The organism is Cyanothece sp. BG0011, assembly GCF_003013815.1.
Lineage (GTDB): Bacteria > Cyanobacteriota > Cyanobacteriia > Cyanobacteriales > Microcystaceae > Crocosphaera.
The window spans coordinates 18,873-43,200 of the sequence record NZ_PRLH01000008.1 but is presented as its reverse complement, the minus strand read 5'-3'; the positions used below and the strand labels follow the sequence as shown (position 1 = coordinate 43,200).

Annotated in this window: 25 protein-coding genes and 1 pseudogene; 10 read left to right on the top strand and 16 right to left on the bottom strand. The window is 36.7% G+C overall.

The window, feature by feature from the left end; genetic code table 11:
• Positions 1-111: 111 nt before the first annotated feature.
• The 3 genes from C4E06_RS02630 to C4E06_RS02620 form a co-directional block, all read right to left on the bottom strand.
• The gene (locus C4E06_RS02630) at positions 112-537 is read right to left on the bottom strand and encodes a type II toxin-antitoxin system VapC family toxin (protein WP_107666677.1); all 426 of its coding nucleotides are present in this window, start codon (positions 535-537) and stop codon (positions 112-114) included.
• Complete coding sequence (locus C4E06_RS02625) at positions 537-800, bottom strand: hypothetical protein (RefSeq protein WP_107666676.1); 264 nt, start codon at positions 798-800, stop codon at positions 537-539. Before C4E06_RS02625 ends, C4E06_RS02630 begins: the two co-directional genes overlap by 1 nt.
• 109 nt (positions 801-909) lie before the next feature.
• The gene (locus tag C4E06_RS02620; protein ID WP_107666675.1) at positions 910-2,208 is read right to left on the bottom strand and encodes a restriction endonuclease subunit S; all 1,299 of its coding nucleotides are present in this window, start codon (positions 2,206-2,208) and stop codon (positions 910-912) included.
• Between the two features lie 286 nt (positions 2,209-2,494).
• Between C4E06_RS02620 and C4E06_RS02615 the strand changes: the two genes are divergently transcribed.
• Complete coding sequence (locus C4E06_RS02615) at positions 2,495-2,800, top strand: nucleotidyltransferase family protein (protein ID WP_107666674.1); 306 nt, start codon at positions 2,495-2,497, stop codon at positions 2,798-2,800.
• Positions 2,797-3,135, top strand: coding sequence for a DUF86 domain-containing protein (locus C4E06_RS02610; protein WP_107666673.1), 339 nt, complete (start codon positions 2,797-2,799; stop codon positions 3,133-3,135). The genes C4E06_RS02615 and C4E06_RS02610 overlap by 4 nt, the downstream gene beginning before the upstream one ends.
• 82 nt (positions 3,136-3,217) lie before the next feature.
• Here C4E06_RS02610 and C4E06_RS02605 read toward each other — a convergent pair whose 3' ends face one another.
• From C4E06_RS02605 to C4E06_RS02555, 11 genes are all read right to left on the bottom strand, one after another.
• The gene (locus C4E06_RS02605) at positions 3,218-5,590 is read right to left on the bottom strand and encodes a class I SAM-dependent DNA methyltransferase (RefSeq protein WP_107666672.1); all 2,373 of its coding nucleotides are present in this window, start codon (positions 5,588-5,590) and stop codon (positions 3,218-3,220) included.
• An 82-nt stretch (positions 5,591-5,672) separates the two neighbouring features.
• Positions 5,673-7,436, bottom strand: coding sequence for an ABC transporter substrate-binding protein (locus C4E06_RS02600; RefSeq protein WP_107666671.1), 1,764 nt, complete (start codon positions 7,434-7,436; stop codon positions 5,673-5,675).
• Positions 7,437-7,495: 59 nt separating this feature from the next.
• Entirely contained in the window at positions 7,496-7,909 is a 414-nt protein-coding gene (locus C4E06_RS02595) for a PIN domain-containing protein (RefSeq protein WP_107666670.1), read from the bottom strand.
• Positions 7,902-8,108, bottom strand: a complete 207-nt coding sequence (locus C4E06_RS02590) for a hypothetical protein (RefSeq protein ID WP_107666669.1) — start codon at positions 8,106-8,108, stop codon at positions 7,902-7,904. Before C4E06_RS02590 ends, C4E06_RS02595 begins: the two co-directional genes overlap by 8 nt.
• 74 nt (positions 8,109-8,182) lie before the next feature.
• Positions 8,183-9,208 (bottom strand): ABC transporter permease, encoded by a 1,026-nt coding sequence (locus C4E06_RS02585; protein ID WP_107666668.1) that lies wholly within the window; start codon positions 9,206-9,208, stop codon positions 8,183-8,185.
• A 66-nt stretch (positions 9,209-9,274) separates the two neighbouring features.
• Entirely contained in the window at positions 9,275-9,565 is a 291-nt protein-coding gene (locus C4E06_RS02580) for a citramalate synthase (RefSeq protein ID WP_107666667.1), read from the bottom strand.
• Between the two features lie 360 nt (positions 9,566-9,925).
• Positions 9,926-12,151 carry a molybdopterin oxidoreductase family protein gene (locus C4E06_RS02575; protein ID WP_107666666.1) on the bottom strand — a complete coding sequence of 742 codons (2,226 nt, stop codon included), beginning with the start codon at positions 12,149-12,151 and terminating at the stop codon, positions 9,926-9,928.
• 66 nt (positions 12,152-12,217) lie between these two features.
• Positions 12,218-12,838, bottom strand: coding sequence for an LppP/LprE family lipoprotein (locus C4E06_RS02570; protein ID WP_198648239.1), 621 nt, complete (start codon positions 12,836-12,838; stop codon positions 12,218-12,220).
• Complete coding sequence (locus C4E06_RS02565) at positions 12,828-13,460, bottom strand: Uma2 family endonuclease (RefSeq protein WP_107666665.1); 633 nt, start codon at positions 13,458-13,460, stop codon at positions 12,828-12,830. The genes C4E06_RS02570 and C4E06_RS02565 overlap by 11 nt, the downstream gene beginning before the upstream one ends.
• Positions 13,461-13,910: 450 nt before the next feature.
• The gene (locus C4E06_RS02560; protein WP_107666664.1) at positions 13,911-15,500 is read right to left on the bottom strand and encodes an MFS transporter; all 1,590 of its coding nucleotides are present in this window, start codon (positions 15,498-15,500) and stop codon (positions 13,911-13,913) included.
• Between the two features lie 108 nt (positions 15,501-15,608).
• Positions 15,609-17,153, bottom strand: coding sequence for a ferredoxin--nitrite reductase (locus C4E06_RS02555; protein WP_107666663.1), 1,545 nt, complete (start codon positions 17,151-17,153; stop codon positions 15,609-15,611).
• A gap of 227 nt (positions 17,154-17,380) precedes the next feature.
• Here C4E06_RS02555 and C4E06_RS02550 point away from each other — a divergent pair, with 227 nt between their 5' ends.
• Complete coding sequence (locus tag C4E06_RS02550) at positions 17,381-17,659, top strand: hypothetical protein (protein WP_232826126.1); 279 nt, start codon at positions 17,381-17,383, stop codon at positions 17,657-17,659.
• Between the two features lie 44 nt (positions 17,660-17,703).
• Here C4E06_RS02550 and C4E06_RS27535 read toward each other — a convergent pair whose 3' ends face one another.
• Together C4E06_RS27535 and C4E06_RS02545 are read right to left on the bottom strand one after the other, a co-directional pair.
• Positions 17,704-17,856, bottom strand: a complete 153-nt coding sequence (locus C4E06_RS27535) for a hypothetical protein (RefSeq protein ID WP_198648238.1) — start codon at positions 17,854-17,856, stop codon at positions 17,704-17,706.
• A 3-nt stretch (positions 17,857-17,859) separates the two neighbouring features.
• Positions 17,860-18,114 carry a type II toxin-antitoxin system prevent-host-death family antitoxin gene (locus C4E06_RS02545; protein WP_107666662.1) on the bottom strand — a complete coding sequence of 85 codons (255 nt, stop codon included), beginning with the start codon at positions 18,112-18,114 and terminating at the stop codon, positions 17,860-17,862.
• 503 nt (positions 18,115-18,617) lie between these two features.
• On the opposite strand from C4E06_RS02545, the gene C4E06_RS28570 reads away from it, so the two are divergent.
• The 7 genes and pseudogenes from C4E06_RS28570 to C4E06_RS02500 all read left to right on the top strand — a co-directional run bounded on the left by C4E06_RS28570 (position 18,618) and on the right by C4E06_RS02500 (position 24,249).
• Positions 18,618-18,968 carry a hypothetical protein gene (locus C4E06_RS28570; RefSeq protein ID WP_232826125.1) on the top strand — a complete coding sequence of 117 codons (351 nt, stop codon included), beginning with the start codon at positions 18,618-18,620 and terminating at the stop codon, positions 18,966-18,968.
• Between the two features lie 65 nt (positions 18,969-19,033).
• Positions 19,034-19,963 carry an McrB family protein gene (locus C4E06_RS02530; protein WP_232826124.1) on the top strand — a complete coding sequence of 310 codons (930 nt, stop codon included), beginning with the start codon at positions 19,034-19,036 and terminating at the stop codon, positions 19,961-19,963.
• A 368-nt stretch (positions 19,964-20,331) separates the two neighbouring features.
• Positions 20,332-20,749 (top strand): annotated as a pseudogene (locus C4E06_RS02520) (XisH family protein).
• Positions 20,737-21,078 carry a XisI protein gene (locus C4E06_RS02515; RefSeq protein ID WP_107666656.1) on the top strand — a complete coding sequence of 114 codons (342 nt, stop codon included), beginning with the start codon at positions 20,737-20,739 and terminating at the stop codon, positions 21,076-21,078. Before C4E06_RS02520 ends, C4E06_RS02515 begins: the two are co-directional and overlap by 13 nt.
• A gap of 56 nt (positions 21,079-21,134) precedes the next feature.
• The gene (locus C4E06_RS02510) at positions 21,135-22,301 is read left to right on the top strand and encodes an McrC family protein (RefSeq protein ID WP_107666655.1); all 1,167 of its coding nucleotides are present in this window, start codon (positions 21,135-21,137) and stop codon (positions 22,299-22,301) included.
• A 131-nt stretch (positions 22,302-22,432) separates the two neighbouring features.
• Complete coding sequence (locus C4E06_RS02505; protein WP_107666654.1) at positions 22,433-23,893, top strand: glycoside hydrolase family 13 protein; 1,461 nt, start codon at positions 22,433-22,435, stop codon at positions 23,891-23,893.
• A 68-nt stretch (positions 23,894-23,961) separates the two neighbouring features.
• Positions 23,962-24,249, top strand: a complete 288-nt coding sequence (locus tag C4E06_RS02500; protein WP_107666653.1) for a DUF2288 domain-containing protein — start codon at positions 23,962-23,964, stop codon at positions 24,247-24,249.
• Positions 24,250-24,328: the final 79 nt, after the last annotated feature.

The following is a 24,328-nucleotide window of genomic DNA, read 5'->3' as shown; positions in this document are numbered from 1 at the left end:
ACTGAAATGGTAGGTGACGACAGATGATTATTATCTGGTTACAATTTCAATTATAGCCGTCTAACCCATCCTACTGTCTACTAGGATATATTGGGTATAATTTTAATAAATTTAAGTTAAAAATATTCGTTGAAAGGGTTGTTTGCGATAACGACGATAAATATCGAAGTCACTATCAAGGGTAAGAATAGCTGAAATATTCAGTCTTTCAGAAATAGCAATTAAGGATAAGTCAGCAAAATCCCCAGGTAAGTCTGAATATTGTTGATTGAGTTGTTTGATACGGTTAAAGTCATGGGGTAAAAGGGGAATACATTGATAAAGTTGTTGGGCTAAATCGTTAAGAAATTCGTTTTGTGTCCGATAATCTGCACTCAAAAGATACATGATTTCGGTGACACAAGCAGTGGTGGTAATAAGTTCACTGGTACATTGTTCAAAAAAGCGACAAACGGCGTTATGATAGTTATCCTTGCTACTGTAATAAGCGATTAAAATGCTACTATCAGTGAGAATAACAGGAGGATAATTATTCATTACTGGGAAGATTGATTACGGTTTTTAATGTGATTAGCTACAGCATTTTTCCGGTTTTCTCGTAAGGATAAGTCTGGGGATGCGTCTTGTAGTAAATGTTGAGGATGGCCGCCCCGTCTTTGGGCTAATGTTTGCGGAGTTTGTAAACTTTGCCAATGTTGATAAATTAACTGTTTAAGAAGTTCTTCTGAGGTTATATTTTCTTTACTAATGATTTCTACTAAGTAGGTTTCGGTTTCTTTGTCTAGGTTTATTGAAAGCATTTTTTATTAATCAAATCATCTTCTTATTATAACACTAATTAATCAATTTTGAGTCAATTGTCAATCGTTTATTGATAGCTTAAAGTTTCGGCATAATATTATTATGTCCCTACAATACCTTAATTTTTCCTGTTACTGCATTGGATATTAATATCTGTTTTAATTCTTTTAATTTTTCAATTTGTTGTTGAATTTGATTGATAATTCTATCAATATTTTTAAGCTTTTCAGTAACAACTACTTTTATTTTTTCTTGTTCTTTTCTGGGAGGAATTTTCAAAGGTAATCTTAAAAATACATCTGAATAAAGTCTTAATCTAGAGGCTCTAAGACCTGTTGATAGTTTGTTATATTGGGCTATGTATGCTGTACTTCTTAATAAGTTTTCTAAATACCATGAATCAAAAGCTTTAGAATTATATTGTCTAAAAACAGCATAAGAAGAACTAATAATTCCTGTTCTATCTGAAACACCTAATGCTCCCATCCACGCCCACATAATATTAATTACAAGATCATCTTTTTGACAAGTTTTTGAGCCTGTATAATCTTCTGCCATAAACATAGTAACATTTTTCTCAGAACGTGGTGTTACTCCTGTGAGATGAGAAACTGACAACAATTCTTCTTTTCCTGTTTGCGAACGTTCATCTATTTCTTTTAATAAATATTTAGCCCTTTTAACCTCCCAATGTTCAGGAATATCCCCTAACCATTCAATCCCACTATAACGCATAGGAACATTCGGGTTAAGTCCTTTGGTAACTGCTTGATTAATTAAGATAGCTTTTTGTTCCTGTAGCAGTTCAATTAATCTTTGTTTATAACTAATTGCTTCGTCTATTTCTGCGGTTTTTTCATCTAGAAATTTAGCAATTTTTTGTTGTTCTTGTATGGGAGGGTTTAATACCTTAAGTGACTTTAAATCATAAGAACTAAGTTCACAAAATGTAGTTCCCTTTCCCAAAGATTTGATATATAAGTTAAATGTCAATAAAAAGTAATAAGTAAATCTAGGATCTATTTTTGATAAATTAGGAACAATAATTTTACATCCCTGGTTAATACAAGAAGGAACTTTTGTAATGGCAAGATGTCCGATTGGCGCACGAGAAGAAATAATGATAGAATTAATTGGTGTAATATGAGTTCCGCAACTTTTTAATCCATCATTTGTTATTTTTCTCTCAGAGTCATATATATAAGTTGAATTAAGTTTACCTAAGTCATTAGGAGTAATCCACACAATATCACCATCCCAATATCTAGGAATAGAACTACTAGGAGTTGAACCATTAACAATTGTTCCTAAATATTTGTTTTTTATAACCTCCCAATGACTAGGAATATCTCCCAACCATTCAACCCCACTATCCTTATAACTGTCATACTTAGGAAAAGAAACCATTAATTAAAATCCTTGGTTTAATGATTATTCATGTTTATTATATAATTAACATCGGGTTTATATGTAAAAAAATAAACAATCTCGTAGGGGTTGAATATGATTCAACCCTGAATATGATTCAACCCCTACACGGTTAAAACCCAACAATTAAACCCCCAATGGTTAAACCCCAACAATTAAAACCCTACACGGTTAAACCCAAACGGTTAACATGGTGGGTTACGATCAATTATTATATTCTAGTTAGTAAGCTGGTTATTGTCCAATCTATTATCTTTTTACGAAAATGCAACCAACATCAAGAATAAATCTTCAACATATCAAAGAAAAACGAGAAGCTATCATCAAAATAGCGACAAAATACGGCGCAAGTAATATTAGAATATTTGGTTCAGTTGCGAGGGGAGAAGCAACAGAAAACAGTGATATTGACTTTCTTATGGATATAGAATCAGGACATAGTTTACTCCATCGTATTAGTTTAATTCAAGAATTAGAAGACTTATTAAACTGTAAAGTAGATGTGGCTAAACCTCAACAACTTCATGAACTTATTAAAGAACAAGTTTTACAAGAATCAATTAGCTTATGAAAAATAATAAACTTTATTTAAGTAACATTCAAGAATGTATTGAAAACATAGAAACTTATACTAAAGACGGAGAAGAAAGCTTTAAACAAAACCGTATGATTCAAGATGCAGTTATCCGTAACTTTGAGATTATTGGAGAAGCAACTAAACAAATAAGTAAGGATATAAAAGAGACTTACCCTCATGTTCCTTGGCGAAAAATTGCAGGATTTAGAGATGTTTTAATCCACGATTATCTGAGGATAGATTTAGAGGAAGTTTGGTTAATTATTATTGATGATTTGCCCTTATTAAAAGTAAATATTGAGGAAATTATCAATAATTTATCTAATTGACTTTATACGGTGGGCAATGCTTATATTCTAGTTGGTAAGGTGGGCAATGCCCACCCTACGTTAAAATGTGGATATAATGATATTATGCCCCTACGATGCGTTTTAATAACCCGTCGGTTTTTGCTTCTAATGCTAATATTTCGGCGGTAACTTCTTCTAAACTTCTGAGGGGTTGATGTTGATAAAAATACTTATTAAAACTGATTTCATAACCAATGTTTGTCTTATCCCAGTTTATCCACGCTTCCCCAACATGGGGTAATACTTCTCTGATAAAATAGTCATGAATCTTATCAGTTAAGGGAACATTTTCCGTATCTCTTAACTCACTATCTGACTCATATTCGATATATTCTCCTTTTTTCTCTGAAGGAAAATAACCAAAATGTTGTAAATATTCCTCAGTTGTTTCTAAATGACTTAATAAAGTTTCTAATTTTTCACCTTTTATTTTATGAACTTTTTTAATAACTTTTTCTGCAGTTTCCTCTCGCCAACTGATAGCATTTATAATCTGATTTTTCTCACTACTAGATAACTTCAACCCCAAGGATTTAACCCCATTATCAAATACTTTTATAAATTGATTAAAATCTAAATATAAATCATCTCCAATCAAAGGATATAACTGTTCCATAACTGTTAATAATGACCGTTGATTATTCCAAGTTTTGATATCAAACAAAGCTTTCTTATTTTTAGGCGTTAAGGAAATCTCTTCTTTTTCTATGTATTCTGTGATGGCTTTTTTATAATCAGCTAAATGACTATAAATATCCTCACCCCATTGTTGATAACACCACTCCATAATATCTTGTAAAGCAGGAAGAAATCGTAAGGGTTTAACCCGTTCTTCTGTAACTTGTACTGCTAATCGTAACGGTCTTTCTATAGTTACTTTATAATAACCAAAATCTGCATTATCAAAGATTTTAGCCCTTAAAATTGGTGTTTTTTCTCCATTATTGTCCCCCTCTGCTATCACTTCCCCGTCAACAAACTCTAAATAAGACTGAGTAATTAAATTAATATGTTCAGCCGAAAACTCACAATTTTTTGCCCCTAAATTTTTCCTTAATTTCCGATACATTTCCGAAGCATCAATTAACTGAACTTTTCCTCGTCTTTGAGATGTTTTATGATTCGATAATACCCAGATATAAGTCGTAATTCCTGTGTTATAAAAAATATTATTAGGTAACTGAATAATGGCTTCTAACCAGTCATTTTCGATAATATAACGCCTAATATTACTTTCACCGCTTCCTGCATCCCCTGTAAACAAAGAAGACCCATTATGCACCGATGCAATTCTGCTACCATTAGGACTATGGGTTAAACTCTTCATTTTACTCACCATATCCATAAGGAAAAGTAACTGACCATCGGAAGACCGAGGAATGGCCGGGACAGTTGCCTTAATTCCCTTAAAATCGGGTAAAATCACCTCAAAGCGAGGGTCTAACACCGTTTTCTTTTCTAAAATGAACTTTTGATCCGATTTCCACGACTTCCCATAGGGAGGGTTGGATAACATAAAATCAAAAGTCATCCCCCTAAACTCATCTGTGGCTAAAGTTGACCCATAACGGATATTTTCAGGGTTATTTCCCTTAATCATCATATCTGATTGACAAATAGCGTAGGTTTCTCCGTTTACCTCCTTACCATACAAATAGACAGCTTTATTCTCCGCTTTAATTTTCCCCTCCGGATGCTTAATAAACCCTTCCGACTCCGTTAACATTCCCCCGGAACCACAAGCGCAGTCATAAACGGTGATAACTGGGGGTAATTCATCTTTTACAGGCAAAAACAGCAAATGTGTCATTAAATGTATCACCTCACGGGGGGTGAAGTGTTCCCCTGCTTCCTCATTATTCTCCTCATTAAACTTCCGTATCAACTCCTCAAATACATATCCCATTCCCAGATTACTCAAAGCAGGGAGTTTGTTACCGTCGGGGTCCAGGGTTGCATGGGGACTCAAGTTAATGCGGGGGTCGATGAATTTTTGTAACACATCTAGTAAGACATCGGCCTCTACCATGCGCTTAATTTGGTTTCTCAGGTCAAATTTAGCGATAATTTCCTTTACATTGTCACTAAACCCGTCTAAATACGCCTTAAAGTTCTTTTCTAAGATTTGACGGTTATTGGTGGCCGTTTTCACTAACTTTTGTAGGGTCCATTCCGAAATATTATAGAACACATACCCCGACGCATCCTTTAACCCTTCCTCTTCTAAAACAGTTAACTCCACCTCTTCTCGTTGAAACCGTACCTCTTCTAAAACAGCCTCTTTTGAGGGTTCTAGGAGACAGTCTAACCGCCTTAAAACGAACATGGGTAGAATAACATCCCGATACTTTCCCCGTACATAAACATCCCTGAGACAATCATCAGCAATTTGCCAAATAAATGAGACAATTTTGTTATGTACGGTGTAATCCATAGAAATTTTCTGCTTTTTTGAGGTCTATTATTAATCTTATAGGGAGAAAGATTGCTTCGGGGTAGTTTTAGTCAAATTAAAGTTATTGTTCACTAATATCCTTAACCGAGAGTTTTTCTATATTCCAAAATGCACCCCCCAACGCTGAATATTCAATCCCCTCAAAACGATTTTTAACCGCAGCTAAGGAATAAGGATTGACTAAGTAAATGAATGGCAAATATTCTGACACTAGCTCTTGTGCTTCATTGTAAATTTCCTTACGTTTATCCATATCTAATTCTTGAGAACCAGCAATATATAATTGCTCAATTTCTTTCTCCCAATCTGTTACCACTCTTCCGGTAATGGGTTTCATTCCCGGTTGAGGTTTTTGGTTAAACATATGTAAGTTACCATCGGTATACCAAAGGTTAGGAGAATGGGGTTCATTTCCTCCTGTAAATCCAATAATATGCGCCTCCCAATCTAAAGAGTTACTGAGTTTATCCACCAAAACATTGAACGCTAAAGGACTAAAATTAACCTGCATTCCCAGTTTACCTAAATCCTCTTTAATTTGCGCCCCCATCGCTTCCCTGATTTTGTTTCCTGCATTGGTAATTAAATTAAATTCAACTTCATTTCCTTTACTATCTAATAATTGTCCTTGTGAATTGTAAGTAAACCCTTCTTGTAATAATAATTCTTTGGCTTTTTCGGGATCATAATCATATCCTTCGACAGCTTGATTGTAATAAGGAGATTGTACAGAAACTTGTGTGTTTTGCGGACTACCTAAACCGCGATAAATATTATTAATAATTCGGGGTCGGTCAATTCCATAAGCAACAGCTTTCCTAAAATTAACATTGTTAAACCATTCAGATTTAATGGGATCAACTAAAGGCTGACCGTCTCTTTTACCTTTATTTTGATTAAAAGAAATGAATACAGTTCCGTAAGCAGCACCCCCATTATAAATATTAAAGTTACCTCGATCTTCTTCTCGTTTTAATAAAGAAAAATATTCAGGACTAACACTAATAGAGTCTAAACTACCAGATCGAAATTGTAACAATGAAGTATCCGTTGATTCCACAATCGCCCAGATAACAGTATCAATATTCGGTAAGTCATTTCCTTGTTTATCTTCTTTCCAATAATAAGGATTTTTTTCAAAGATAACCCGTTGACTGGTAACATATTCTTTGAGTCTATAAGGACCATTAACAATAATGTTTTCTGGTGGGGTATCTGTTCCCCAAGTTGATAAAAATTTCGGACTTCCTTCAGCATCAGTTTCTTGAATGGTTTTTCGCAAAATATGAGCCGGTAAAATGGGAACACTGGCATTATCTAAAAACGGGGCAAAGGGTTCTGTTATTTTGAATTCTATCCGTCGATCATCTAACTTTCTAATAGTCGGAAAATCTCCGTTACTACCCACCCGAAAACTATCCCGATAGTTGTTAGGAATTTTCTCATTCAAATATAAATCATTGTAAGAAAAAACAACATCATCGGCTGTTAAAGGTTCACCATCTGACCACTTTAACCCTTCTCTTAAGGTAAAAACAATAGTTAACTTATCATCAGAAATATCCCAAGATTCGGCTAACGCTGGTTCTTTTTCTGCGGTTAACGGATTTTCTGTAATTAACCCTTCATAGGTTAACCCAAAAATATTGGGAGACTCTTGAGATAACACAGCATTAAAGGTTTTAGGATCGCTCAAAATGGATAAAACCACTCTATTTTGATCCACAGGAGACGCACAAGCAGTTATGGTTAAAATAGAAAACCCCACTAATATTAGGGTTAAAATTTGTCTATAAATTGTTTTAATTTTGTTTAAGAATTTCATCGTTTAAAATAAGTTTGTACAGGTGTATTGAGAAATATTGATACAGTTTAGCCTATAAGTTATATAAAAGGATTAATAATTGTTATCTGATTTTCAATAATTTGTTGGTTTTGCATATCTTCTGAGTAAATAAATTCACAGTCACTTATTAATGCTGTAGCAATAATTAGGCTATCCCAATAAGAATAGTGATAGCGAGAATGAATTTCTAAGGCTTGTAAAACTTGGGGGGTTTCAATCGGTATAATTAAAAAACTTGAGATGATTTCACTAATAATCTGTTTTGCTTCTTTTAGTTCTATAATTTGTTTACGGGTTAAAACGTTGAACAGTTCTCCTAAAATTTGAGTAGTAACAATAATCAGTTCAAACTTTTGATTAACTAATGCTCTTACTTGTAAAGATTTATTGAGCGGATCTTTGGAATAGAGATAAACCCAAAGGTTAGTATCTAAAATGATGGGTTTAGTCATAAAGTTCTTCTCGATTGAATTGATAGTCTTGAGGAAGTTTAAAGGAATGTTGGTTAACTTTGTCTAAAAAATTTTCTTTTTTAGTTTCACAAGATTCTAGGATAATAATTTTGATTTGTTTTCCTTCTAAAGATTCACTCAGTTTATCTTTTAATATTAAGTTTCCTTGATGATAGGTTGCTTCTAGGATTTTATACATTTTGGGTTGCCTCTATTTTCAGGATGATTATAACAAATTGATCCTAATCTTAGTAGATCACAAAGCTGACTTGATCAATAACGAATACGAGGATCAATGTAGGCATTAATTAAGTCAATTAAAATACTAACCACTACCACAATAGCCCCAAAAAAGACCATAATTCCTTGTACTGTGGGATAGTCCCTCACTGCGATCGCTTCATACAACCGGTTTCCCAACCCTGGCCAGGAAAAAGTAACTTCCGTTAACACCGCACCCCCTAACAGAGCAGCAAACGTCAATCCTAAGACGGTAATAACGGGGATGAGAGCATTCTTAAGGGCATGGGCTAACAAAATTCGCCTTTCGGGGATTCCTCGCGCCCTAGCAGCCTCTACATAGTCAGCTTGCAACGTTTGTCTTAAATTAACCCTCACCATGCGCTCAAAAATACCACTTAATAATAAACCCAAGGTAAAACAAGGTAAAATTAAGTAATAGACGGCAGTGAAAAATTGCCCCAAATTACCACTAAAAAGACTATCAACAGTATAAATCCCTGTCCAACCACTCGGAGGGGTTTGGTTGAGAGGAAAACGGGTTCCTAGGGGAAACCAGCGTAACTGTACAGCAAAAATTAACTGAAACAACATCCCTACCCAAAAGATAGGCAAAGAATAAGTAATAATGCCAAACAGTCGCCCACCCACATCCACCGAAGTATTAGGGCGAGAGGCCGACAAAATACCGATAGTCACCCCAATGGCGATCGCTATGACCATACTATAAAAGGTCAGTTCCGCCGTGGCCGGAAAATGTTGACGAATAATTTCCCAAACCGACTGGCCTTGACTGGTAATAGAGGTTCCTAGGTTAAAACTGAGCAGTTGCCCTAAATAAGCGATATATTGTAAGAACAAAGGCTTATTTAAGCCTAAACTCTCCCTTAAGGCTTCTTTCGTCGCTTCTGGCGCACGATTTCCTAAAATAGCATCCGCCGGATCGCCAGGAGTTGCTCGTAACAGCAAGAAAACCAGAGTGACAATGGTCCATACCATCAGAGGAGCAAGTAGAAGACGAGCTACTATATAATACTGTATCGCTTTAGAACGGGACATTATGAGCAATGATGAAAGAGTTACATTATTATTAGCTTTAGAGGTGACAATCGGTCAACCTATCCTTTAAGTTTCATCGTCATCGTCCTCATTATCATCATCAAATTCTTGATTAAATAAATTGTCTCCTATTTTCAATTCGTCTTTAGACAATCTCAGTTTTGTCCAAAGATTTTTAATTTTAAGATAAGCTTGTTCAGGTTTAATTTTTCCGGCGGTTTCTAAGTTACAAATATAGCTAACTTCTTGAGCGAATTCTTGTAAATTAGCATTAAAAAGTACATTTTCTGGTTTAACTTCCCCACGATAAGGATAATGGGGATAGAAGAAGTTATCTTTATCTTGATTGGATGCCATAATGGCTATTGCCTCAAAGATAGTTCAAAGGGGTTTAAGTTTAACTATACCTAAGATAACCCTGTAACTTGTTAACTTTTGACGAATTTCTCTAGGAAGGTAATGGAGTATACAAACAATTGATAAACTTTGTTGGGTTAATCAATAATTTTTAGAGAGATCCCCCCTCTAACTCCCCCCTTAATAAAGAGTTCTAAGCCTCCTATTTCAAGGGGATGAAAGCGGTCGAGGGATGGCGAGGTTTCCTCGCCATATCCAATCGACCAAGAGAAGAAGAGTTTTCCTGGTTTTAAGCCTCCAACTTGAGGTAGAGGTAATTCTAAATTCTACATTCTAAATTCTACATTCTGATTGACGTCTCTAAACTGTTCTTACTGAGTGTTGAGGGAGTTGTTCAGATAACAAAACCCATTCCTCTTCAGTAGCAACCCTTACCTGTACCGCACAAGCTTTTAACTCTGGTTGCAAAGAAGTTGGACAGGCATTAGGATGGGTTAAAGCGTTAGCTTCGGCATCCTCAGCCCAAAGTGCGCCCCAGTGCATGGGGATAAATAGAGTCCCAGGAGCGATCGCCTTAGTTATTGTTGCCAGAAAACGAGCCTTTCCTCGACGCGATCGCACTTCAACTAAAGTATTCTCTTCAATGTTCAATTTGGCCGCATCTTTAGGATGAATTTCTATAAATGGCTCAGGGTGCATCTTTTGAATTTTAGGAATGCGTCCGGTGCGAGTTTGGGTGTGCCAATGGCCGTATAATCTTCCAGTGGTTAACACAAAAGGGTAAGCCTCATCAGGGGGTTCGGCCAGCCCTTTAGAATGGTAGGCGGCGAACCTTGCCCGTCCATCGGGGGTGTTGAACCGAAAATCCGTATAAAGTCGCTTATTGGTGCGGTTTTGTTTCTCTAAGTCCTCTCCTTCTAACCAGGGCCAAGCATCGGGATAGGGCCATTGCAGAGGGCCATAGGTGCGTAACTTGTCGTGACTCAACCCCGAACTATCACAGGGGCGGCCTTCCGTTATTTGCACAAACTCCCCATACACCTCGGCGGAATTTTTGAAACTAAATGCTTTTTCAAACCCTAACCGTCGTCCCACTTCTGCCCATATTGCCCAGTCGGCCCTGGCTTCCCCTGGGGGATCACGAAACTGGGGACACAGGGTCACCATTCGTTCTGAGTTGGTCATGACCCCTGTTTTTTCACTCCATTGGGCTGCAGGGAGTAGAATATGAGCATAGGCTGAGGTTTCGGTGGGATAATAAGCGTCTTGATAAACGGTGAAAGGCGATCGCTTCAAGGCGGCTTGAGTGCGTTTAATATCGGGCATACTGACAGCCGGGTTAGTGGCTGCGATCCACAAAAAACCCACCTCTCCGGTTTCTAACCCTTGGATCATTTCCCAAGCGGTTCGGCCCCGTTGCGGTTGAATCGTCCCTTTAGGAAGTTTCCAAAACTGTTCAACTTCAGCCCGGTGTTGAGGGTTATTCACCACACGATACCCCGGTAAAATATTACAAAGTCCCCCGGCTTCTCGGCCGCCCATGGCGTTAGGTTGTCCGGTGAGAGAAAAAGGTCCGGCCCCAGGTTTACCGATATCTCCCGTCATTAAATGTAAGTTGATCAGGGTGCGAACTTTGGCCGTTCCTTCAGAAGATTGATTGATCCCCATTGACCATAAGGATAACACCCGTTCTGAGTCTCCCCAATATTGGGCTGCTTTTTCTAACTCATCGACACGAATACCACAGTTACGGGCTACCAACTCAGGGGGATAATGACGGATAACCTCAGCATAGGCTGAAAAGTTTTGGGTACATTCATCGATGAAAAAGGTATTGATGCGACCCCACCGCATGAGTAAATAGGCAATACCATTAAACAGATCAATATCAGTTCCGGGTTTAATAGGTAAGTGTAAGTCGGCTGCTTCTGCGGTTTTCGTGTATCTGGGGTCAACCACCACCATTTTAACCTTACGGTTCTTTTTATGATGGACACGGAGACGGTTAAAGACGATGGGATGACATTCTGCGGTATTGGTTCCTATTAAAAATGCACAGTCCGTTAACTCTAAGTCTTCGTAACAACAGGGTGGCCCATCACTGCCGAAACTTTGGGTATATCCGGCCACTGCTGAAGACATACACAGACGGGAGTTAGCGTCAAAGTTATTGGTTCCGAGAAAGCCTTTAAATAGTTTTTGAGCGATATAATAATCTTCGGTTTGAAACTGACCGGAACCGTACATACATAAAGCGTCTGGCCCTTGGGTTAAACGAACGGTTTGCATACGGTTGACAATAGCTTCTAACGCTTCGTCCCAACTCACTCGACGAAACTCATCGGTTAAACTGTCTCGCATCATGGGATATTTCAGACGAGACTTGTGTAACGACTCACTAACCGTTGCCCCTTTAACACAGACTTTACCAAGACTAGACGGGTGGTTGCGATCGCCTCTGACTTGCCAGATTGGGGTTCCTTCACTATCTCGGTTAACCGGTTTTCCTGGTTGGGCCGGAGGCAGGACTTCTAAACCGCAACCGACACCACAGTAAGGACAGAGAGTTTTAGTAGAGTTTGTCATAGATTATCTAGTTGAATATAGTCTTTTTAAGCAACACAAGGAGAATAATTTAATTATCAAAACATTTTACTTAGGACGATCATAGGTATCTGCTGGTAATTGAGGAACTAAAAAAGAGCGATCGGTGTTAGTATTTACTTGATAAAAAATCCGACTTTCACGAGAGGCACAACATAGGGCATCGGTGGGAAGATAACGATTAAATGAAGCATCAATCATGCCCTCACGATAAAGCTCAAATTTAAACAGACTCCCATCGGTGCGAGAAGTCATAGGAATGGGGGACAAAGTGCCAGAAAACTGACCATCAGTGAAGACAAAAACTTGAAAATTCATGGGACGACACATTCCATCTGTATCGGTCATTCCTGTTATTATTGTCGTTGATCCATAAATTTGAGCAGCATTCGTTAATGTCCAACCTGCATCCTCTACTAATTTATCTTCGGGTAAAACAGCCGGACGAATAGTCTGCTGACAAGACTCAAAATTAGTTGCTGTTTCTACTGGTGCTTTAGGGATAGAATTATTGGGTTGATTCCAATTTTCCTCTTGATCTAACCAACTACCATTAGGATTAGTTTGAGCGAAACTTGTTGTGGTTAGTAACAGTGAACTTGTTACTAGAAAACCTGGAATTATCAAGACAAGAAATTGCTTATGCTGTGACATTAATTTAAAGTTCATCTGGGTCAATTCCTAATTCTTTTAATTTAGCCGCTAATTTGTCAGCCCGTTTTTTTTCTTGAGTATAAGTGGTAAAAGGATTACCATCGGGATAATATAGTTTTACTTCGGGTTCTGTTGTTTCAAAACGAATTTCTAAACGGGGACTAATCCAATTATTCATATTATCAATAATTTCTAACCCTTCTTCTCCTCTTAAGAGTCCAGTGAGTTCATTTTTATGAGGATTATAAATATAGTATTCTTCCACTCCATAACGCTCATAAAATAACAATTCTCTGCTCATTTCTGTCTGAGTGTTTCCTGGGGAAAGAATCTCAAACACCACTTGTGGAGCAATATTATCCTCTTTCCATTGTTGATAGGAACCCCTTTCTTTTTTAGGAGGACCAAAAACGACCATAACATCGGGGGCAAGTCTTTTTTTATTATCACCTTCGATGGGATACCACAGTAAATCACCAGCAACAAAGACATTATTATTATCAGCAAATAACCAGTCTAAATTTGCTTTTATCATAGTAATCCAACGAAACTGAAGGGTATTATCGGCCATGGGTTTGCCATCGCTGTCTGGATAAATAATGTTTAAAGTGGTTTCGTTTTTAAGTTGAGTAACCATAATTGTATTAGATGGTTCTTGAGTATTATATTGTTAGTTTAACAATTGCGTTTTAGTCCAATGTTTCTCTAAACTCAATATTGCTTACTTTTCTCCGTCTTTTATTTCTCTAACTGCTTCTATTTTATCGTTAAAATTTGCTCATCGCCGCATATTGCTTATATGATTAAGACAATCAATTTCTCTCAAACAAAAAATAAAGGCTAATAACAGTAAAAAAGAAAGCCTAAATTAGCTTAATTTTTCAATAAATCTTTGTAGGAGCTTAATATTATGTAGGGGCTTAATAGTATTAAGCCCACATCCATTTAATTTAACCCCTAGTCCAGTAGGGTGTATTAGCATAGCGTAATGCACCAGAGTTAAGCCTTTTGGTGCGTTACGCCATCAGAAAAATTGTAGCTTTTTCCACTAAACTATAATTGGCTTAACGCACCCTACAAGTCTATGTTAACCTCTAGGAATAGAGTCAAAAGAAGCATCACTTTCCATCACAGGAACATGGGGTAACTGATGATCCTCTTCTTCCCCTTCATGGTGTTCAGCAAATGATCCTTCCGGTTCTCTAAGGATAAACCAACATAAGAAAGCGACAATAATAGCCATTGTTCCCATTATCTGGAAAAACAGACTATTAGCTTGAGAAATAATCGCTTCACTGGGGTTATTGCCACCTCCTAACCATTCCGGCAGCAGACTGAAAATGGTTAAATAAGCCACTGCACCCACATTTCCATAAGCCCCCACATTACCGGCAACTTGCCCCGTAATACGGCGTTTTACCAGGGGAACGATCGCAAAGGTTGACCCTTCTCCCGCTTGTACAAAGAAAGAACAAGCCATGGTTAAAATAATGGCCCCAGGTAGCCACCAACTACTACCGACACTACCCATCATTAGATAACCAATACCCATACAGAAGGTTAACACAGCCATGGTATTCTTACGACTTCCTAACTTATCGGAGATTAAACCCCCACCGGGACGAGACGCTAAGTTCATAAACGCATAACTAGAGGCGATCATTCCTGCTTGGGCCGGGGTTAAGGTAAAGGTTCCTTCAAAGAAAGCAGGAAGCATCGAAACCACCGCTAACTCCGATCCAAAGTTCACTACATAAGTTAATTCTAAAATAGCAACTTGAGAGAAACGATAGCGATCTTTTGCCGGATAATGCTTCTTACCGGTCATTAAGTCTTTATTCACCACCCAACAGTTATAAGCTTGGAACAGATATAACCCCAATAAACAAGCCCAGACAATATACATGGTATTGTTACCGTAGAAGCCAATACGGTTTAACCGCCAAGCTAACACCATGAGAATGCCTGATAACGGTGCATTCATCACCATTAAAAACCAAAAATCTTTTTTCGTGGTTACTTCGATCCCTCTGGCACTTTTAGGCTTTCGGTAGGTTTTTCCGGGGGGATGATCTTGAACATTATTGTAGTATAAAAGTCCATACAGCGCAGCAATAATGCCCGTTCCAGCGATACAAAGCCGCCAGTTGAGGAGGGGATCACCGGTGGGGGAAAGTGCGCCAAAGGCGAACCAACCGCCGATAGTAGGCAGGGTAAAGGCAGCAGCAGCCGATCCAAAGTTACCCCAACCGCCATAAATACCTTCAGCGAGTCCTATTTCTTTGGGGGGAAACCATTCTGCAACCATGCGAATACCAATCACAAACCCGGCACCCACAATACCTAACATTAACCGTCCGATCACTAACTGGGTAAAGCTTTGGGCGGTGGCAAAGATTAAACAGGGAATAGCTGCATATATCAATAATAATGTATAGGTAATTCTCGGACCATAGCGATCCAATAACATTCCGATAATAATCCGCGCAGGAACGGTTAATGCAACGTTACAGATAGCTAAGGTTCTAATTTGACTAACTTCTAGTCCAAAATCAGCTTTTACCTGGGTTGCCAAGGGTGCAAGGTTAAACCAGACCACAAAGGTTAAAAAGAAGGCAAACCATGTCAAGTGGAGGATCTTATATCGTCCACGTAATGACCACATTTCTCCGAGCATTTTCGTTATTTTCCTCTCGATGTAGTTAAATAAGATTTAAAGTCAAGTGTTAGGGAACTTCGGAACAGTTAGTTTCCGTAGGGGTTTAACAGTGTTAAACCCATGTTGTTACCGACGTTTTGCCCCAAAATTTTCAATTAAGAGATCGGACAAAACAGAGAGTAAATCATCGCAAGCAATACCTTTCTGCACACAAGTGCCTAAATGAGCATCTTTACCCACTTTTCCACCCATATATAGGTCAACCCCTTCGACGGTTTGGCCATCTTTGCGAACTTTCGTTCCCATTAAGCCAATATCGGCCACTTGGGGTTGTCCGCAGGAGTTGGGGCAACCTGTCCAATGAATACGGACGGTTTGGGGTAATTCTAAGACTTCATCTAGTTCCTTAGCCAAAGCTAACGCACGGTTTTTCGTCTCCACCAGAGCAAAATTGCAAAATTGCGCCCCCGTACAGGAAACTAAGGCTCGTTGTAAGGGTTTTGGGCTAATACAGAACTTTTCTAAGATGGGTTCTTCTAAAAATGGCTCTAAGTTGTCGTCAGGAATATTGGGAATAATGACATTTTGCTCAACAGTGAGGCGAATTTCACCATTTCCATAGACTTCTGCTATCCTGGCTAAGTCTAGCATATCCTCAGCGTATAAACGACCAATGGGAATATGAAGCCCCACATAGTTTAAACCTGCTTGTTTTTGGGGGAAGACACCAATATGATCCCGTTTTTCCCAGTCAATTGCGTCTTTTTTGGCTTCTGGGGCTAATTTATAGCCTAATGCTTTCTCAACTTCGGAACGGAACTTATTTAAGCCCCATTCGTCAATTAACCACATCAGGCGAGACTTTTGACGGTTGGCTCTCGGTCCATGATCCCGAAATACGGTTAAAATGGCACGGCATAACCCCATCACAGCGTCATCGGTGGGGGGAACCCAAGCATTAAGGGGAATGGCAGCCTCGCAGCGTTTAGCGGAGAAAAAGCCACCAACCACCACGTTAAACCCTAATTCACCGTCTTTATAGGCAGGAACGAAGGCAATATCATTAATTTCGGCGTGAACGGAGTTATCTCGTCCCCCTTCAATAGCAATATTGAATTTTCGGGGTAGGTTAGTAAACTCATAATTCCCTTCCCCGTGGTTAGTAATCATGTCCTGCACTTTTTGGACTAATTCACGGGTGTCGATGAGTTCATCTGCATCTAACCCGGCCATGGGAGAACCAGTAATATTACGGACGTTATCCATTCCCGACTGCATAGATGTCATTTTGGCCGCTTTGAGACGGTTAAAGATGTCGGGGATATCTTCGAGTCGAACACCTCTTAGTTGCAGGTTTTGTCGGGTGGTGATGTCGGCGTTTCCATCATCCCCATATCGTTGTACAATATGACCCAGTACGCGCATTTGGTCACTGGTTAGGATACCATTTGGCATCCGCATCCGTAACATGAACTTGCCAGGGGTGACGGGACGGTAGAAAATGCCCACCCATTTGAGGCGATGTTCGAGATCGGTTTTGTCCATTGCTTCCCAACCGATCCGGGCAAAGTGTTCGAGTTGGTCTTTTATATCGAGTCCATCTTTTTCGGCCTTGATCTTTTCAAATTTGTTTAACTTTTGTTTGTTTTGAGTTTGGGTACTTGGCACCACAGGGTAAACCCTCCATCTGGTCGAGTTGTACCTATTTAAACGCTACAGTCTGATAACTTTTGTAGCTAATGTAACAAAGTTTTATCTAAAATCCGTTTTTTGCATTTTAATCATGGATTTTTTGCATTTTAATTCCGTTTGTTTACCTACGGGTAGGGGTCAAATGTATTGATTGTGGTGGGTTTAAGGGTAAAATAGATTATGTAAGGTTGATTATTTGAAGAATAATGCAAGACAATTTAACTTATAAGGGTTATCAAGGTCATATTGAGATTGATCTCGATAGTGGTATATTTTTTGGTCGTGTTCTTGATATTAAAGATGTGATTACATTTCCAGGCAAAAGTTTAGAAGAAGCGTGTCAAGCGTTTTATGATTCTATTGACGACTATTTAGAATTTTGTGAAGATATAATGTTAAGTTTAAAAGCAAAAGAAGCAAAAGAAGAGGGTTTAATAGGAGTTAAAGAAAGTGAGGATTTATTAAATGAAATTTTGAATGAGTAATTATAACTTTCGATAAATTTTAGCGATCGCATATCAAAATATAACTATAATTTCTGGTCATCTTCATGTTGTTTTATTGTTTTTTGTCGTCTGAACTTTATTCCAAACTGTTCAGAAATAGCTTGTCTAAATTTCTGATTTTCTTCTGGTGTAACTCTTCTTTCTTTATTAAAAGAAAACTCAGTTTTTTTGTTCATAACTTAGATTAAATCATGTTTTTGTGTTTTTCCTGCTTTATATTCTGAAATTGCTTCTTCTAAATGTTTAGCATTAGCAGGAGATTTTAATAGATAAATTGTTTCCATTAAACTGTCATAATAACTTTTGGACATAATGACAGCATCTTCTACATCGCTTCTGATAATAACAGTTGTATTTTTATCTTTTCTGACTGTCTCAAGTACAGATTCAAAGTTGTTTGCTTCTTCACTCATGTTTATAATATTCATAGTCAAAATTGTAGATAATTAAATCTACATATCATTATAGCTCTTGTTTATTAAAATACCGCCAAAGAATAGAAAGCGATCGCTACATCAAAAAAATCAGTAATTCTACTTTTTTCAACCAATACACAAAAATAGTAAAATAAACATATTCTGTAGGGTGGGCAAATGTTTGATCAATTATGATAACTTTAGATAATTTTCTCATTTGCCCACATTAGAATATATCAAATATTTTAGTCAAAACATGAGTAATAATTATCAATACAAACAAGATCACTCAAAACCATTATTTACGAAAGATATATTTCAGTGTTTACAAAAATATTTTGATGATAAACCTATTAACCATATGTCGTTTTCGGAATATAAGAAATTAAAATTTTATCTAGAAATACAATTGAATTACTTGGCAGAAAAAATTAATAAACGATTATCTAGACCAATAACTAAAAAAATCAAAAAAAACAGAATTTTATGAGACATCTTTTTCTAAAGCTGCTTCTTTGGAAATGACTCACGTTTGGTACACATTATGGTTTTCTGAAGAAACTCCAATTTATTTCTCTAGTGAATTAGATGAACAAAGTTTAAGTTTACATATATATATTGAAGAGGATAAAAAATATATTTTTGAATTATGTAATTCAACAAAAACATATGATATAATTATGTCTTTTATGTTTCATGAAACTGTAATTGACATGGTTAAATATCGTAAAATATTCAATATAGAAAATAATGCAGTTGATTTTTTTTATACTAAAACGTCTGATCCAAAGACATTGAAAAAACTTTTAACTATAAAACTTATGATTTTAATGATACAGAAATTTATGATAAAAATGACAATAATTCAATAAAACAACCAATATTTATTTTAGAAGCTTGGACTTTTATTAGTCAAGAGGAAATACTAACACTATCTTTGCAAGAATTAACTATAAAAATCGTAAAATTTATTGAGTCTTTTTTCCCTCTTATATTATTATTTACTTCTGATGATCCACAAACAGAAGTTTACCAATACTTACATATTCCAACTTATCCAATAGAAGATTTAATAAAAGATACAAATATAGAAAGAAACAAATTAAACCAATATATCAAAACTCTAAAACGTAAAAAACATATCATCTTTCAAGGTTCACCAGGAACAGGAAAAACCTACTTAGCGAAACACATTGCTAACCATTTAACCAGTAGTGGAGATGGATATTGTGAACTCATACAATTTCATCCTAGTTATAGTTATGAAGACTTTATACAAGGTATTCGTCCACAAACTTCACCCGATGGAAACCTAAACTATTCTATGATTCCTGGACGCTTTTTAAACTTCTGTAAAAAAGCAGAAGATAAGGAAGGGATGTGTATTTTAATTATTGATGAAATTAACCGCGCTAACCTATCTCAAGTTTTCGGAGAATTGATGTATTTACTAGAATATAGAGAAGAAGAAATACACCTCGCAGGAAGCAATGAAAAGTTCAAAATACCCGAAAATGTTTATATAATTGGAACTATGAATACAGCCGATCGCTCAATTGCTTTAGTGGATCATGCGTTGCGTCGTCGCTTTGCATTTATTCCCATCAAACCTAACTATAACATCCTCGAAAAATACCATCAAAAACATAACCCAGACTATGATACTGAATCATTAATAAACATTTTGAAAAAACTCAATGAAACCATCAATAATCCTAATTATGAAATTGGGGTTTCTTTCTTCCTAACTGAAACCTTACAAGATGATCTTGAAGACATTTGGACAATGGAAATAGAACCTTATTTAGAAGAATACTTCTTTGACGAAACGGATAAAATTGATCAATTTCGTTGGGAAAATATATAAGACAAATTGAACTTGGAGGGTGGGTTGGGTTACACTTTATTATTGATGCTAAACTAAGATTTAAATGATACAGTAACCCACTATATACCTATAATGTAACATAAGCATCCTGCTTGTACAAACCAAAGTTTAAACGATAGGATAACTTACCATTATTGTTATCTTTTTGTGGGTTACAATGGACAATTAAATACTTGTGGTAAGCTAAATTATAGCCATCTAACCCACCCTACGATTAGGTGAATGTCTACTAAAGTTTAAACGATAGGATAACTTACCATTATTGTTGTCTTTTGGTGGGTTACGATGGACAATTAAATACTTGTGCTAAACTAAATTATAGCCATCTAACCCACCCTACAATTAAAATGCCAGCAAAAGATGCCTATCATGATGCGGTCAAAAATGCTTTAATAAAAGAAGGTTGGAAAAATTACGGCTGATCCTTATCCTATTAAATATGAAGAAGTCAAACTATTTGCAGACTTAGCAGGAGAAAAAACCCTTTCTGCAATGAAAGGAGAACAATACATTGTGATTGAAGTAAAAAGCTTTAATAGTCCTTCTCCCATGCGTGAGTTTGAAACTGCACTTGGTCAATATTTAATCTATCAAACTTTTCTTTCTGTTACTCATCCTAATTATACAATCTATTTAGCCATTAGTCACAGGATTTATGAAAAATTTTTTATACAAATTGCTATTCAATTAATATTAAAAAAATATCAAATTTTACTACTCATTGTCGATATTACCAAAGAGGAGATTATCCAATGGATAAATTAAAACATTACCAAAATCTGATCAAAAGTATTCTAACAGAATATGAAAAAATTTCCTCTCAAGTTCCCGATCCAGATATAGATGAAGTTCTCATGTTTGATGATGAGAGAAGTCAATATCTCTGGTTTAATATCGGTTGGAAAAAGGAAAAAAGAATTAAAGCAATTTCTGTTTATATTCGGATTAAAAATAATAAAATTTGGATTGAGGAAGATTGGACAGAAGAAGGAATTGCCGTTGAATTATTAAAAAATGGTGTCCCAAAAGATGATATTGTGTTAGGATTTCATGATCCCGAAACTCGAAAATTAACTGAGTTTTCCATTGCTTAATTTTTATACACTTTTAACACTACAAATTATATCTAATTTATATTTATAGCTACTTCATGAATACTATAGAATTAATTGAATATAATCCCTGTAATATTCCCCGCGATCGCATTCCACAAGAGATTATTGATCAATTAAAAGATAAGTATAAAAATAAGTTCAAAATTAATCTAAAATATACAAAAGAAGGGGATCAATGGGAAATTATTTCTCAAGGATGGATAGGTTATATTCCTATTAATAATGACTGGAATTTTCACATTAAACCGAAAGTTCCGATCACTAATATTTTTAAAATGTTAGAGTATGCTTATCACCTGAAAAGTTTTCAATTTTTAAATGGTTTAATGAAGTGTGAAAGTTTACCAGATTTTTATAACCGTTTAGTAACTATTTTTGCTCATCGTATCTTAAACCGTATTCAAAAAGGACTCTATGCAACTTATATTAAACAGTCACAAGAATTAAGTTATCTCAGGGGAAAAGTAGATATTAAAACCATGCTTAAACATCCCTGGAAACCTAAACTAACTTGTCATTATGATAACTTTACCCAAGACATAGAAGATAATCAGATTTTACTGTGGACAATATATATAATAAGTCGTCAAGAAATCTGTCAAGAAAATACCCGTATATTAATTAGAAAAGCTTACCACGCATTACAAGGTTATATTACCCTCTCACCCTTTACCGCAAATGATTGTATGAACCGAAAATATAACCGTCTTAACCAAGATTATCACGGCTTACATTCTCTGTGTCGCTTTTTCTTAGAAAATACTACACCCAGTCACAAAAAAGGCAATTATAACAGCTTACCTTTTTTAGTCAATATGAATCAATTGTATGAAAAATTTATTGCAGCATGGTTAAAACAACATCTTCCCCCACCCTTGGGAATTAAAACACAACATCGTGTAAACTATGATAGTTTTAGTTTCAAAATTGATTTAATTATCTACAATCAAACCACAAAAGAAAATTTATATGTACTGGATACAAAGTATAAAACAAAAATAAAAGAATATGATATTTATCAAATTATCACCTATACCTTTGAACAAAATTGTCATGATGCTATTCTTATTACTCCCAATACAAAAAATGCTGTTAATGATAGAATAAATAATATTAATATTCGTAGTCTTAACTTTAGTTTAGATGATAATATAGAAGTATCAGGAAATAACTTTCTCCAACAATTAATAAGCCAGAATTAAAAACGGTGAAATTATCTTGTTTATCATCCTATCCCATACCTTAGAAAGATATAGGTAGTCTGATGGGGAATTCTCATCTATCCCGTGATACCATAGTTATCTGAAAATGGAAAACCATTACGAGAGATTGCATGGCTATTAAAACTCCCGACTGGGTGAAACACGCCGTTTTTTACCAAATTTATCCTGATTCCTTTGCGAGAAAGGTTCCACCCCATCAGAAATGGTTATTAGACGTTCCCCTAGAAGACTGGGATGCACCCCCAACCTATCAAGGATACAAAGGGGGAAATCTCTGGGGAGTGATGGAAAAATTAGATTATTTACAAGATTTAGGGGTAACGGCTCTTTATTTTACCCCTATTTTTCGCTCTGCTTGTAATCATGGCTATCATACCCACGATTATTATGGCATTGATCCCTTATTAGGAGATCGAGAAGCCTTTGATCAATTACTGAAAACTGCCCACGATAAAGGGTTTAAAGTGGTTTTAGATGGGGTGTTTAATCACGCCAGTCGAGGCTTTTTCTTCTTCAACGATATCCTAGAAAATGGCCCTAATTCCCCTTGGTTAGATTGGTTTAAAATCGAAGGGTGGCCCTTATCTGCCTATGATGGCAGTCTTCCGGCTAATTATGTATCCTGGATCGATTATCGTGCCTTACCCCAGTTTAACCACGATAATCCCGCCGTTAGAGAATATATTATGCAGGTGGGGGAATATTGGTTAAAACAAGGGATCGATGGTTGGCGGTTAGATGTGCCGGACTGCGTTACAGCAGAAGGGTTTTGGGTGGACTTTCGAGACAGGGTTAAAGGAGTGAACCCTGAAGCCTATATTGTCGGAGAAATTGCCTTTGATGCCTCACAATGGCTGGATGGAAAGCAATTTGATGGGGTGATGAATTATCCCTTTGCTCGTTTAACGGCCGGATTTATTATCGGCGATCGCGTGGATAAAGAAATCATCCCTCATTTTTACGAACCCTACGAAACCCTTGACGCTGCTGGATATGCCAAGGGAATTGAAGAATTACTGGCCCGTCATCCTTGGGAAATTCAATTAACCCAGTTAAACTTACTCGATAGTCATGATACCCCCCGATTTCTCAGTATTGCCAACGGCGATCGCACTTCGGCTAAACTAGGGGCTTTATTATTAATGACCTTTCCTGGAACCCCTAACATCTTCTATGGGGACGAAATTGGCATTGAAGGGGGCCATGAACCCGATTGTAGAAAAGGCTTTCCCCCCGAAGAAAAATGGGACGCTGAAGCGTTAGCTTATTATAAACAATTAATCCAAATTCGGAAAAAATCTAGGGCGTTACGCACAGGAGACTATCACACGCTTTATGCTCAAGGGAAAGTCTATATTTTTGCTCGTATTTTAGGAGAGGAAGCCGTAATCATTGCTGTGAATAATGGGGAAACCAAAGCCGAAATTACCCTTTCTGAATGGGAAAAAGTGCCTTCCATATTACCAGCAAAACCGAGTCATCTTATTTATGGAGACGGAGTAAGTAACTGGGACAAGGATGAGTTAAAATTAACCATTCCTCCCCGTACTGGCTTAATATTAGCTGATTAAGAGGTAACAGTGAACAGTATACTGGTGACTGTTCACTGATCACTTGACTCATTAACGAACACTGATTTATGGAAGACCTCAAAAAACGCCTACAAGAAGACATGGCCAATGTTAATTGGAATGATATTAAACCCCATGCTCAACGGGATGCTGTCATTGTTGTGGATGAAAATTTAAACTTATTAGATGTGGGGGTTGCCATTGCTCAAGATGATAAAATGGTTGTTGAACATTGGATTACAGAGGAACTTCTCACTAAGCCATCTAATCAACAATTAAGTGATTGGAATATTAATGAAACTCAATTATTCAAGACTTTAATTGTACAGCCATTTGTTCTAGTTCAAAGTCTCTAAGAAAAGTAGGGTTTAGGGTGCGGGGTGTGGGAAAAATGGGTGGGTGCAAGATATGAGTTGAGGGACTCCCTTTAATTTT

Bases quoted from the DNA above. Each gene is read 5' to 3' on its own strand.
- C4E06_RS02630 (WP_107666677.1), bottom strand. From the start codon at position 537: ATGAATAATTATCCTCCTGTTATTCTCACTGATAGTAGCATTTTAATC.
- C4E06_RS02625 (WP_107666676.1), bottom strand. From the start codon at position 800: ATGCTTTCAATAAACCTAGACAAAGAAACCGAAACCTACTTAGTAGAA.
- C4E06_RS02620 (WP_107666675.1), bottom strand. From the start codon at position 2,208: ATGGTTTCTTTTCCTAAGTATGACAGTTATAAGGATAGTGGGGTTGAA.
- C4E06_RS02615 (WP_107666674.1), top strand. From the start codon at position 2,495: ATGCAACCAACATCAAGAATAAATCTTCAACATATCAAAGAAAAACGA.
- C4E06_RS02610 (WP_107666673.1), top strand. From the start codon at position 2,797: ATGAAAAATAATAAACTTTATTTAAGTAACATTCAAGAATGTATTGAA.
- C4E06_RS02605 (WP_107666672.1), bottom strand. From the start codon at position 5,590: ATGGATTACACCGTACATAACAAAATTGTCTCATTTATTTGGCAAATT.
- C4E06_RS02600 (WP_107666671.1), bottom strand. From the start codon at position 7,436: ATGAAATTCTTAAACAAAATTAAAACAATTTATAGACAAATTTTAACC.
- C4E06_RS02595 (WP_107666670.1), bottom strand. From the start codon at position 7,909: ATGACTAAACCCATCATTTTAGATACTAACCTTTGGGTTTATCTCTAT.
- C4E06_RS02590 (WP_107666669.1), bottom strand. From the start codon at position 8,108: ATGTATAAAATCCTAGAAGCAACCTATCATCAAGGAAACTTAATATTA.
- C4E06_RS02585 (WP_107666668.1), bottom strand. From the start codon at position 9,208: ATGTCCCGTTCTAAAGCGATACAGTATTATATAGTAGCTCGTCTTCTA.
- C4E06_RS02580 (WP_107666667.1), bottom strand. From the start codon at position 9,565: ATGGCATCCAATCAAGATAAAGATAACTTCTTCTATCCCCATTATCCT.
- C4E06_RS02575 (WP_107666666.1), bottom strand. From the start codon at position 12,151: ATGACAAACTCTACTAAAACTCTCTGTCCTTACTGTGGTGTCGGTTGC.
- C4E06_RS02570 (WP_198648239.1), bottom strand. From the start codon at position 12,838: ATGAACTTTAAATTAATGTCACAGCATAAGCAATTTCTTGTCTTGATA.
- C4E06_RS02565 (WP_107666665.1), bottom strand. From the start codon at position 13,460: ATGGTTACTCAACTTAAAAACGAAACCACTTTAAACATTATTTATCCA.
- C4E06_RS02560 (WP_107666664.1), bottom strand. From the start codon at position 15,500: ATGCTCGGAGAAATGTGGTCATTACGTGGACGATATAAGATCCTCCAC.
- C4E06_RS02550 (WP_232826126.1), top strand. From the start codon at position 17,381: ATGCAAGACAATTTAACTTATAAGGGTTATCAAGGTCATATTGAGATT.
- C4E06_RS27535 (WP_198648238.1), bottom strand. From the start codon at position 17,856: ATGAACAAAAAAACTGAGTTTTCTTTTAATAAAGAAAGAAGAGTTACA.
- C4E06_RS28570 (WP_232826125.1), top strand. From the start codon at position 18,618: ATGACTCACGTTTGGTACACATTATGGTTTTCTGAAGAAACTCCAATT.
- C4E06_RS02515 (WP_107666656.1), top strand. From the start codon at position 20,737: ATGGATAAATTAAAACATTACCAAAATCTGATCAAAAGTATTCTAACA.
- C4E06_RS02510 (WP_107666655.1), top strand. From the start codon at position 21,135: ATGAATACTATAGAATTAATTGAATATAATCCCTGTAATATTCCCCGC.
- C4E06_RS02505 (WP_107666654.1), top strand. From the start codon at position 22,433: ATGGCTATTAAAACTCCCGACTGGGTGAAACACGCCGTTTTTTACCAA.
- C4E06_RS02500 (WP_107666653.1), top strand. From the start codon at position 23,962: ATGGAAGACCTCAAAAAACGCCTACAAGAAGACATGGCCAATGTTAAT.